We start from the raw sequence: 11,728 nt of genomic DNA on the forward strand, positions 1-11,728 counted from the left end.
ATTAGTTACCCCATCCGCTAGTCATAGATTTATTTGAGCTGTTTTTAAAGAAACGGGTAATTAAAGGCGCTGTGACAAAGAGCAGAATCAGCGCCATCAAGAGATCAACAATTTCTGGGGCAACACCGGCATCAAATTGCATATTGGCAGCACCTGCCCGCATGCCACCAATCAAGATTGCGCCCGGAATAATTCCAATCGGATGAACGCGGCCCAGCAGTGCAATTGTGATTCCATCAAATCCCAAACCTAAGTTAAATGCTGGTGCGTAGCGGTAGGTGATACCCAAAGTTTCGATCGCTCCACCTAATCCAGCTATTGCACCAGATACGACCATCGCTGATACAACTGTGCGCTTTACCGAGATACCTGAATACCAAGCGGCATGGCGGTTGCGACCAACGGTTTCGATTCGGAAACCGCTGGTTGTGCGACCTAGAACCCACCAGATAAAGACGCCAAGGATTACTGCGATAAAGAATCCTGAAGGCAAGTTTCCAATGATCGGAAGCCTTGCACTTTCGGCGATCTCTGAAGTTCGCGTTAAGAATTGACCTGGTTCGCGCAATTTTCCTGATGCCAAATAATCGGCAATTGCCATCACAATACTGTTAAGCATGATCGTTGTGATAACTTCATGGACACCGCGGTAGGCCTTTAACAGCCCTGAAATTGCAGCAACAATTGATCCGAAGAATGCGCCGATTATCAACGCAACTGGAATGTGAATGTAGCCAGGAAGACCATCAAAGGTAACGCCGGCCCAAGCCGCAGCAAGTGAACCAGAGAGAAGTTGTCCTTGAGCGCCGATATTAAATAAGCCAGCGCGTAAACCAACTGCAACTGCGAGTCCGCTTAAGACAAGAGGAGTTGATTTGCCGAGAGTTGCTCCAATTCCTTCAATGGAGCCAAAGGCGGTTTTAAAGAGTGACTTGTAAGCAACAACTGGATCGAGTCCTTGCAACTTTATTAATATTCCGCCAATAAAGAGCGCAATAAAAACTGCAATTATCGGAATCAACCAAGAGCCAACATCAAACTTTTTATCTGTCTTTTCCAGATCGGTTTTTATGGATTTCGTCTCGCTCATAATTGGCTATCTTATTGGTTTTTTGTAATAAAGAAAGAGGAAGGGAACTTCTAAAGATGGCTGGAGAAATGAAAGAGCGGGTGTGCAAATGCACACCCGCTCTTTCAACTAACTCTCAGATTATTAATTAACCCTTGAAGCCAGTTGGGATTGAACCAGCAAGAACGCCAGTTGTTGTCTTCTTCAAACGTACCTTGACTGCTGCAGGAACTTTTGAATCCAAGTCGTGGTGTGGTGCGAGACCAACTTGACCTGTGTAGTTTCCGCCCTTGATTGTTCCGGCCTTAGCCTGACCAACAAGTGTTGCAACTCCAAGTACTAGCTTCTTCTCTGCAGAAGTTACGAGACATGACTTTGCTTCAGGAACTGTGTAGTACTGATCGATGTCAACACCGATGCAGAGCGCGCCAGCCTTTTGGGCTACCTTGCCGATAGCACCGTTACCAGTTGATCCACCTGCACCGAAGATAACGTCGTATCCCTGTGTAAGTAGCTGGTTAGCAGTTGTTGCGCCCCATGCTGGATCTGAGAAAGCGTTATCGCCAGCTGCGTGGTAAACAACAGTTGACTTGATCTTCTTGCTGCGCTGCTTTGCTGCGTATGCAATTCCGCCTTCGTATCCTTCACCGAACTTGCGAACAGGAAGTACTTCCTTCATACCGAATACTGCGCCGACCTTATTGGTCTTTGTTAGGTATCCAGCGAGGTAACCGGCCAAGAAGCCAGCCTTATCTTCGTCGAAGATCAAACCTGTGTAGTTAGTTTCTGTTGATGCGTTGAACTGATCAACACCGATGAACTTGATCTTTGGATAAAGCTTTGCAGCAGCTGCTGAAGCATCACCCATCAAGAAGCCGACAGTTACGATTGCGTTGTAACCCTTGTCAGCGAAAAGTTTGATGTTCTTTGCATAATCTTTTGAATCTGTAGTTTCGATGTACTTAGCGAAACCGCCGGCTTTCTTAGCGCCTGCTACAGCGCCTTCCCATGCTGCTTGGTTGAATGACTTGTCGTCAATCTTTCCAAGGTCAGTTACGAGACCAACGCAAAATTCGCCAGCCTTACCGCAATCTGCTTCTGTTGTTGCAGCATTTGCTGGAACAATGAAGCCAACTGTTGCAAGAGCGAGTGCAGCTGTAATGGCTGAAATTCTCTTAATCAAGTGGAGCTCCTTATATAGACGCGGTCGATTAGGGCAATCGACCTACAAAACGTTTGTGAGGTAAGAGTAACCGAGCCCAAGAAATGTGCTATTCACTCGCCGTTTTCTGCACGTTAATCTTTATTACGTTTTGATTAACTTAAACCTTCAACTTGAGGTTTAGGTCCTATGATTTACGCATGAGATCAAAGAGATTGGCAGCATTCGCAGTGCTAGCGCTCTTATTCTCGGGTTCGCCCACCGCTGAGGCTTTATCTAAAGGCTCTTTCTACCTAGAGCTAAAGACTGGTTGCTACAGCGCCAATAAAGCGCCAACTAAATCAAGCCGCTGGACCGATACAAATTACAAAACTCTTTATCCAACCGGTTGCACGGCACCACATCATTACGAAGTCTTCTACATCGGCAAGATAAAGGCGAAAGATTTAAACTCTGATGCGGCAAAGAAAGAGGCAGGAATCGCTTGCGACAATGCCGCGATTGCAACGCTTACTGGACAGAAAGAGTTGCCACCGACTTTAACTTACGGATATTTCTTTCCAGATCCAGGTGCCGAAGAGAAGAAGTACGGCAAGAAAATACTGTGCTTCTTTAGAGTCGCCGATCCCAAGAACGACAAGTTAACGCTTTCGATCAAACGCACTTTCCGCGAAGTCAGTTACGTTTAATTTCTTTCAATAGCGCCCTTACCGAAGTATCTCTTCTGCGCTTTGCGCGCCTCTGAATAATGCGCGTATGCCTTCTGGGTGCTTTCCAAAGTAGAGACTGCAGGAATCGGAACTTCCCACCACGCTTCTCCACCTGGTGCATAAAGCAGCGGATCGCTATTGATATGGATCAGCGTTGCAGTTGGGTGCGCCTTAGCAACCTTCATCGCTGCAGATAGATCTGCAATGGCGTTAGGAGTTTCAGCGATGCGAATTACATTCATTCCGAGGCTCTCGGCATTTGTTGCAAGATCAACTGGCAAGACATCGCCGGTTTCGTGGTTATTGGCTTTCTTATCGCGGAAGCGGTACTTGGTACCAAAGCGTTGTGAGCCAATATCTTCAGAGAGATGGCCGATCGAAGCAAAGCCATGGTTCTGCACCAAGACGACAATAAATTTCAGGCCTTCAGCAACCGCGGTAACGAGTTCGGTATGCATCATTAAGTAAGAGCCATCACCCATCATCACAACTGGTGTACGTGATGAATCAGCGCGAGCGACACCTAAACCTGCAGCGATCTCATATCCCATACAAGAGAAGGCATATTCCATGTGATATCCAAGTGGATCACGTACGCGCCATAACTTATGGAGATCACCAGGAAGTGAACCGGCTGCACCAACCAGAACATCACGCGGATCGGTTGCCGCCTGTACTGCACCGATGATCTCGCTCTGGCTTGGCTTGGCTAACTTTTGATCAATAAAAGATGCATCAACAATTGCATTCCAGGTTGTCTTCTCTTCAGCAATCTTCTTGGCATATGCCGCATCTAGCGCATATCCATTTAGCTCTTGTAAAAGTTCAGTTAACGCCTCGCGCGCATCGGCAACAACCGGAATTGCGCTGCCATGCTTAAAGGCATCGAAGGCGGTTACGTTGATATTGATAAATTTAACATCTGGGTTTTGGAAGACGGTGCGAGATGCGGTTGTGAAATCGCTATATCGAGTGCCGATACCAATTACTAGATCCGCATCTTTAGCTAGTCGGTTTGAAGTAGTTGTACCTGTTGCGCCCACTGAACCGCACATTTGTGGGTGATCCCAATTAAGTGAACCCATTCCGGCTTGTGAAACCCCAACTGGAATGCCAGTTGCTTCCACGAACTTAGTTAGCGCTGCATGAGCATCAGAGTAGATAACTCCGCCACCAGCGACAATAAATGGACGCTTTGCGTTGCGGATCGCCTTTGCAGCAACTGCGCTGACACCAGCATCAGGGCGTGGACGGCGGATATGCCATTCGCGATCTGCCAAGAATTCTTCAGGGACTTCAATAGTTTCGGCCTGCACATCTTCTGGAAGACAGATAGTTACTGCACCTGTTTCGGCAGGATCGGTCAACACACGCATTGCGCCAAGCAGCGAACTAAAGATTTGTTCTGGGCGATTAATGCGATCGAAGAATTTAGATAGCGGCTTAAATGCATCATTTACCGACATCGTTAAGTCATATGGTTGCTCTAGCTGCTGCAGAACAGGATCGGCAACCCGGTTAGCAAAGGTGTCCGCCGGAAAGAGCAGCACTGGTAAACGATTTGTTGTCGCAACTGCGGCACCAGTGAGCATATTTGTCGCACCTGGCCCAACTGATGATGCACATGCAAAGGTAGAACGGCGACGAGTCATACGGGCATATGCCGATGATTCGTGAACCATTGCTTGTTCATTACGCGCTTGGTGGTACGGCATTAAATCTGGATCAGTTGTTGATAATTGTTTTAACGCTTGTCCAATACCTGCCACGTTTCCGTGTCCAAAGATTCCAAAGACGCCCTGAATAGTTCGCTCGCGATGTGTGCCATCAACTGTGTATTGATGGGCCAAGAATTCGACGATTGCTTGACCGACGCTCATCTTGCGAGTTGCCATTTGTAGCTCCCTTGATGTCTCTATTAAATAGTTCTAGATCAATTAGTTCTGTGGGAAGCCGAGGTTGATTCCACCATGGCTTGGATCTAACCAGCGGCTAGTGATCGCTTTGCCGCGAGTAAAGAAGTGCACGCCTTCTTCACCGTGCGCCTTAGTGTCACCAAATAACGATTGTTTCCAACCACCGAATGAGTAGTAAGCAACTGGCACAGGAATCGGAACGTTAATTCCGACCATGCCAACTTGAATCTCATTCTGGAAGCGACGCGCTGCGCCACCATCGTTGGTAAAGATCGCAGTTCCGTTGCCGAATGCACCGCTATTAATTAGCGCAACGCCTTCGTCGTATGTCTTTACGCGAACAATAGAAAGGACTGGACCGAAGATTTCATCCTTATAAACACTTGAAGTAGTTGGTACTTGGTCGATCAGGGTTGGTCCAAGCCAGAAACCTGCAGCCTCACCGTCGGCCTTTACGCCGCGACCATCAACAACAACCTTTGCACCATCTTTAACAGCGACATCAATGTATGAAGCGACCTTGTCACGGTGTTCTTTAGTAACAAGTGGACCCATATCGCATCCACGGCGACCATCACCGGTGCGCAGCTTGTCCATACGAGTAACAATCTTCTCGATTAACGCATCTGCAACTGGCTCGACTGCAACGACAACTGAGATCGCCATGCAACGCTCTCCAGCTGATCCGAAGCCTGCGTTGATTGCTGAATCTGCAACGAGTTCTAGATCAGCATCTGGCAAGACCAACATGTGGTTCTTTGCGCCGCCAAGTGATTGCACACGCTTTCCAGCCTTCGCGCATTCTTCGTAGATATAACGCGCAATAGGAGTTGAACCAACGAATGAAATTGATTCAACATCAGGGGAGTGCAGCAATCCATCTACTGATTCTTTATCGCCATTCAAAACGTTAAATACGCCATCAGGCAGACCCGCTTCTTTCCAAAGCTTGGCGATCCAGATTGATGCAGTTGGATCTTTTTCGGAAGGCTTCAGTACAACTGTGTTACCGGCAGCGATTGCGATTGGGTAGAACCACATCGGAACCATCGCTGGGAAGTTAAATGGAGAGATGATGCCAACTACGCCAAGTGCCTGGCGAGTTGAATAAACATCCACACCTGTTGAAACGTTTTCAGAGTAATAACCCTTAATAAGTTGTGGCATTCCAACTGCAAACTCGACTACTTCTTGGCCTCGGGTAATTTCACCTAGGGCATCAGATAAAACTTTTCCGTGTTCGCTAGTGATGATCTCGGCGAGCTCGCCCTTCTTCGCATTTATAAGTTCGCGGAATTTAAAGACGATCTGTTGACGCGCTGCGAGTGAAGTCTTCGACCAACCAGGAAAAGCTTTCTTCGCAGATGCGATAGCAGCGTTGATCTCTGCCGCATTTGCTAGCGCAACGCGCTTTGTCTCAACGCCTAAAGCAGGGTCATAGACAGGTGCAGTGCGACCTGATGTGCTTGGTACTTCTTTATTATCAATCCAGTGGCCAACAGTTGTAGTCATAGCCTCATCCTATGACGGCAACCCCAGATTTATAAACGGCCTTAATCTTGATACTGGCCACATCATGCGGCGCGATTGCCAGCGGGTTCTGCTCCAGAATCATCAAATCCGCCTGCATTCCAACGGCGATCTCACCGAAGCGCTTTTCATTAAAGCCTTGGTAGGCAACGCCTGCGGTGTAGAAAGACAGACTCTCTTCAACCGTTATCGCCTCGTGTGCGCTCCAACCTTCAGCCGGCCATTTATCTGGCGACTGGCGATGGGTTGGAACAGCCAGCGCCAACAAAGGAATGTAAGAGGTAACTGGCCAATCGCTTCCGTAACTCATACGCGCACCGCTTTTAACCATCGACTTCAATTGGTACTGGCGATTATTACGCTCATCACCAATGCGCGGTGCAATAAGTTCTTTATTCATCGGATCTAAGTAAGTCCACAACGGTTGGAAGTTTGCAATTACGCCTAGGGATGCAAAACGTGGCAGATCTGCTTCATCAATTAACTGCGCATGTGTAATTACCGGACGGCGATCCCACTTGGGATTTACTGCAACCATCTTTTCAATCGTATCTAACGCCTGACGCACCGCAGCATCGCCGATGGCGTGCATATGTAATTGAAAACCTTGCGAATCAAATAGAACAGCGGCATCCAAGATTTCGTCATCGTTCCAGATCAATAGACCCTTTGATGTTGGATCATCTAAATAAGGAGATAACAAAGCAGCAGTGCCGGCAGATAAAGCGCCATCGCCAATAATCTTTATCGTCTTACATGCCAACTTCGACTTTGGACCAAGTGCCTTAACTTGTTCGCGAATCTGCCCAAAGTATTCGACGTTATCTCGCCATGAATCAGGCTGTGCCAACAGATATAGGTCCATATCAATCTTTAGCGCACCACTTTTATCAGCGGCCATATATGCCTCTGCCATACCCTCGCGAACCCACGCATCAACGGATGCGGTTACTCCACTTTCTAAGTAGCGCTGCGATGACCATGCAATTGCCGCCACATCATCTTCCAGCGTGCGCTCTGGCGCATGTTTCATAATCAAATCCATGGCAGATGGCTCGCGCAAAGTGCCACGGGCTGAACCATCGAGGTTGCGCGCAATAGTGCCGCCATCAGGATCAACGGTTGCAACGGTGATTCCAGCAATCTCAATAGCTTTGCTATTTACCCAAATCGTATGGTGATCAACTGCCTGCAATACAACAGGACGATCGCTAACAACTTCATCTAACCAAGTTGCTAAGAAGTCTCCACCGTTAACAGCGGCAGCTTCATAAGCACCGCCCACAATCCACGGCGTATTTGGATTGGCATCTGCAAACCTTTTTACTTCGGCAACCATTTCAGCAACAGTCTGCAGACCATTTACCAACGGCCCTTGTGCTTCACGCCCACCAAACAAGGGATGTGCATGTCCATCCATAAATGCTGGTGCCATAAATGCACCTGCTAAATCGACAACGTTATCTCCAGGTTCAGCTGCACCATTTATCTCAACGATCTTCTCGCCATCGATGCGCACAGAATTGGCAACGCAACCGATGCCACACCAGATAGTGCCGCCGCTAAAGAAAGTTGCCACTTGCGCTTGCCGCCTAATCTCTCAAGAAACCAAATCTCTAAATAGAGAAGCGGCGCAAGTCTAGGGGTTACTTCTTTTTATATCCCGCCGGGCACTTAGGACTTACTGCCGTTACCTTTTTAGTGGTCTTTCCCTTTACGCAAGAGATTGTGACCTTCTTCTTAGCAACCGGTGTTACCACGGGAGTTTCAGAAGGTGATGGCGCCGGAGCCGGTGCAACAACCTTCTCCTGCGAAAGCTTGACGTTGATAGTTGGAGATGAGAAGCCAAATCCCTTCGCTGACAAGTAAAGCCAACCGTTCTTCTCGCTTACTATCGTTGTCGCAACCTTCTTCTCTCCACCTGAAGTTGTGACTGAAATTTCAGCCTGAATTGGCGCGCTAGAGAACTCATAGATACAACGCGCAACCTTGCTGTTAATTGCTAAGTCATACGTGCCAGATGCTTCAGCGCCACTTGCCTCATAGTGCGGAGATGCAACCTTGTATTCAAGTGCACCAGTTGCTTTATTAAATGTTGGGGGACCGGCGCTATAGGTAAGCGCGTTGGTTGTAACAACGCCACCAAGTTCATCCTTTGATTTACTGCAGCGTTCAATCTCTGGGTTCTGCCACGTATTTAGCGCGCGATAAGACCAATACTGCGTTGTCTTTGTCGCCTTATCTCCGATAGTCGGCAACATATCGTTCATAATCTGCATCGTCTGCGGATTAGAGAGCCCATTTAGCATTGTCTTAACGCTGTCGCCATTGACATTACCCTGCAAACCCCAATCGACATCAGCAAAGATGACTTTGCGAACTGATTCAGGGATTTGCGCATTAGGAATTGTGAAATCTAAAGTAGAAATCTTTACCGGCTCAGCCTCGATATTTACAATCTGACCTGTTCCATTTGGCGTGATCTCAATCTGCGGAAGTGCGATACGTCCGTGGAACCAACCGCTTAACTTCTGCGCCAGTTGCACAGACATTCCAAAGCGATAACCGGTTGGGAAATCCTGTGGAAGTTGGCAGACACCGGTATCGACAACCATGCAACGTTCTCCTTGCGGAGTATTCGAAGGACCCGAGTTCGCAGGAGCACCTGTTGGCCCCCAGTTAGGGCGCGAAGTCATCGGTGCATAATTTCCAGAAACTGGTTTCACTGGGGTTATGCCCGCCATAAAGCTTCCGTAATAAATTTTAGTTGTACTCATTGGCACGCCCGCGGCTTTATCTACATAAGAATCAATTCTTAACGAAACAAAGTATTCATCGGTTCCGCCACCATTGATAACGCCCGGAACTTTCCAGAGCCCACCGAACCCATTTGCCGCAGATAACATCATCGATGGAATCGCTGGGCGATCAGTGGTTCCCTTAACTGGCAAAGAATTTAAGAATTGGCCATCGATTCTCTTGCCGGCCGAATCAATGGCCCAAATAGATTTGATGCAATCAAAAGATGAATCAACGGCACATGTAGGAAGATTGTTGATTGTCTTAACTGAAGTTGCTTGGGTGCAGATCGGATCATCAACAGATTCACATCGCAACATCTTGCTGTGGTCTGCAGAATCAGCATTTGCCCAGAAGTTATTTGGTTCGATCGCCAAGTCAAAGCTTTCGGTTAGATAGAGACCGAAGTTTGGAATCGTGGACGGAATCTTTCCTCCAGCGCTAGCTGTATTAGCCTGAACCAACGAACCCAACAAAAGCGCAGCAACTAGAGCTGCTCCATATTTACGGACTGACTTCACGTAAAACCCCATTCGCAACTGACCGATACAGCCTACTTAGGCCTACATATCCGCCGTCAATTACCCCCGCGATTTATGCAGGCCTACTCGAGTTCCTTGGGCGCCTGCATCTTAAGCGGCGGGATCGCAGGCTTATCTTCCTCGAGTTCTTTCATATTCTTATCTATCTCCTGAATTACCCGATCTATGCCGTACTCGGCGGCGATCAGGGCGCAGGATAAGAAACGGTTAAATTCTCGGCCATCACGGGCGCCGAATAAAACCCCCGAAGTCTTCTGACGATTGCTGACATGAAAGATGTAATCAGTCTCATCGGCGGATGCGGCAGCACCGTTCCACTTTGAAAAAGCCCACTCTTTGGTATTAAACATTCCGTTAAACAAAACGCGCTGGGTTGTTAAAAGCACATCGCCGATTTCAGCATATTTCTGAATTGGATCACCGGAAACATATGTACCGCGCGTTGCACCAACGCGATAACGAATACCGGCAACCACCGGAATGCTTAGCCCTTGGCTAGAGCCTTGAAAACTTCCGGCGCCTCGACCTGCTTCGTGGAATTGACCTTGCGCAGTCCAGAGAACTATTTCGCCAGCCTTTTGAATCGTCTGATTAACAACAACATCTTCACCTTTAGCAGCGAGCACAAATGCATCGCGCGCCTTCTGAAAGATTTCAATATCGCTCTGCCAATCAGTTAACTCGGCATCGTAAACTTCCATCGCGCTTTTATATGCGCGCTTAGCTTTCCAATTAGCGATAAATCCCATGGCCTAATTCTGCCCAACTAGCGCCGGTTTGTCCGAACTTTCGTCAACTAACTTCCATTTAATTGCTAGACGGATAGCAAAGCCTTTCAACCACCGCGGAACCCAGATCTTGCGTGGCTTTGAAAAGTAGAGAATCAAGAGAGCGGGAAAGAGAATCATTAAGAAATCTGAAAATGGCGATGTCAGCCCTTCCCAAAATGGATATGAAGTCGGCGGGTTATCAGCCAATTTTGGGGGAGTTTTATCAAAAACAACGCTCCAGTCCATTAGCGCGTGCACCAACACTGGAACCCAAATGCTGCGCGTTGCAATCATGATCGCGCACATCAAGAAACCAAAACAGAAAGCGCTCATCACATGCCAATAGGCCAACCATGGATCCCAGTCACTGCCCGTGTAGAGATTTAAATGCATCAACCCGAAGAAGAGCGATGAAACAAATATCGCCGCCTTATGGCTTCGCCGCTTTAATACGCCATATATAAAGCCACGAGCAACGATTTCTTCACCGAAACCGATAGAGAGCAAGAAGATAATCCCGGGCACCGCAACTTTCCACGGTTTCATCGCGTTATCTTCGTTAGAGATAACGGAAATCAAGATCGCAGCAGAGAGAGCTATGGCAAAGATTGAACCAGGTGAAATACGCGGCAAACCAAAGTATTCAAGCGATGGCAAATTAAATCGCTTAATGAAAAAGAGAAAGACTAAACCCATCACAACGAAAGCCGCGATATTGCTGGCGCTTCCGGATGGATCCATAAATGGAACGCGCACGTATCGCAATAACAATATGGCAAAGAACGAGAACCCCGCTAAGGTCAACCCGATCTGCAATCGCTTCATACCTGCAAAGCTAGCGAGCCCCACTGACAAACGTGGTTCATATCTATCCACAGCAAAGTAAAAAACCTAAGTCAGCAAACTTCTACTGACTTAGGTTCCGTCCTGCGTACCGCTGTAGCTCATTGGATAGAGCATCCCACTAACTACGGGAATGGTAGCGGGTTCGAACCCCGCCAGCGGTACGCACACCTAATGGCCACGCCGTAGTTAAGCGTGGCCATTAGTATTTCCTAACGCACAGTAACTATTTACTTAACAACCAAAGACCCAATACTTTTACCTATGCAATTTCGCGCAGCCGCCTTGGCCTTAGCCCTATGCGCATCCACATTTACCCAACCCGCAAACGCTGGATTAAACGCAGCAATTGATCTCTCGAATCCCAGAATTGTGCCAATTTATACT

9 protein-coding genes and 1 tRNA gene are annotated in these 11,728 nt (G+C 47.8%); 2 read left to right on the plus strand and 8 right to left on the minus strand.

All coding sequences use genetic code 11. The features are described 5' to 3' along the window. Position 1: 1 nt before the first annotated feature. Both A1sIIB60_RS02215 and A1sIIB60_RS02220 read right to left on the minus strand, forming a co-directional pair. Positions 2 to 1,090 (minus strand): ABC transporter permease, encoded by a 1,089-nt coding sequence (locus tag A1sIIB60_RS02215; protein ID WP_095677224.1) that lies wholly within the window; start codon positions 1,088 to 1,090, stop codon positions 2 to 4. Between the two features lie 127 nt (positions 1,091 to 1,217). Next, on the minus strand, positions 1,218 to 2,252 hold the full coding sequence (locus tag A1sIIB60_RS02220; RefSeq protein ID WP_095677225.1) for a BMP family ABC transporter substrate-binding protein: 1,035 nt from the start codon (positions 2,250 to 2,252) through the stop codon (positions 1,218 to 1,220). A gap of 179 nt (positions 2,253 to 2,431) precedes the next feature. Between A1sIIB60_RS02220 and A1sIIB60_RS02225 the strand changes: the two genes are divergently transcribed. Then, positions 2,432 to 2,920 carry a hypothetical protein gene (locus tag A1sIIB60_RS02225; RefSeq protein ID WP_095677226.1) on the plus strand — a complete coding sequence of 163 codons (489 nt, stop codon included), beginning with the start codon at positions 2,432 to 2,434 and terminating at the stop codon, positions 2,918 to 2,920. Here the strand turns inward: A1sIIB60_RS02225 and iolD are convergent. The 6 genes from iolD to A1sIIB60_RS02255 form a co-directional block, all read right to left on the minus strand. Further along, a complete protein-coding gene (iolD, locus tag A1sIIB60_RS02230) occupies positions 2,917 to 4,836 on the minus strand; it encodes a 3D-(3,5/4)-trihydroxycyclohexane-1,2-dione acylhydrolase (decyclizing) (RefSeq protein ID WP_223298711.1) in 1,920 nt (639 codons plus the stop codon). The two genes, A1sIIB60_RS02225 and iolD, sit on opposite strands and share 4 nt — an antisense overlap. A 42-nt stretch (positions 4,837 to 4,878) precedes the next feature. Continuing rightward, positions 4,879 to 6,369 carry a CoA-acylating methylmalonate-semialdehyde dehydrogenase gene (locus A1sIIB60_RS02235; RefSeq protein ID WP_095688960.1) on the minus strand — a complete coding sequence of 497 codons (1,491 nt, stop codon included), beginning with the start codon at positions 6,367 to 6,369 and terminating at the stop codon, positions 4,879 to 4,881. A gap of 4 nt (positions 6,370 to 6,373) precedes the next feature. After that, a complete protein-coding gene (locus A1sIIB60_RS02240) occupies positions 6,374 to 7,966 on the minus strand; it encodes an amidohydrolase (RefSeq protein WP_223298712.1) in 1,593 nt (530 codons plus the stop codon). Positions 7,967 to 8,033: 67 nt separating this feature from the next. After that, complete coding sequence (locus A1sIIB60_RS02245) at positions 8,034 to 9,707, minus strand: hypothetical protein (RefSeq protein WP_095688961.1); 1,674 nt, start codon at positions 9,705 to 9,707, stop codon at positions 8,034 to 8,036. Between the two features lie 83 nt (positions 9,708 to 9,790). Further along, positions 9,791 to 10,477 carry a hypothetical protein gene (locus tag A1sIIB60_RS02250; protein WP_095688962.1) on the minus strand — a complete coding sequence of 229 codons (687 nt, stop codon included), beginning with the start codon at positions 10,475 to 10,477 and terminating at the stop codon, positions 9,791 to 9,793. Between the two features lie 3 nt (positions 10,478 to 10,480). Continuing rightward, positions 10,481 to 11,374: a CPBP family intramembrane glutamic endopeptidase gene (locus tag A1sIIB60_RS02255; RefSeq protein ID WP_190279220.1), complete on the minus strand. Its 894-nt coding sequence runs from the start codon at positions 11,372 to 11,374 to the stop codon at positions 10,481 to 10,483. Positions 11,375 to 11,431: 57 nt separating this feature from the next. Between A1sIIB60_RS02255 and A1sIIB60_RS02260 the strand changes: the two genes are divergently transcribed. Then, positions 11,432 to 11,505 (plus strand) — tRNA-Val (locus A1sIIB60_RS02260). Positions 11,506 to 11,728: the final 223 nt, after the last annotated feature.

The organism is Candidatus Planktophila lacus (assembly GCF_002288385.1).
Classification (GTDB): domain Bacteria; phylum Actinomycetota; class Actinomycetes; order Nanopelagicales; family Nanopelagicaceae; genus Planktophila; species Planktophila lacus_D.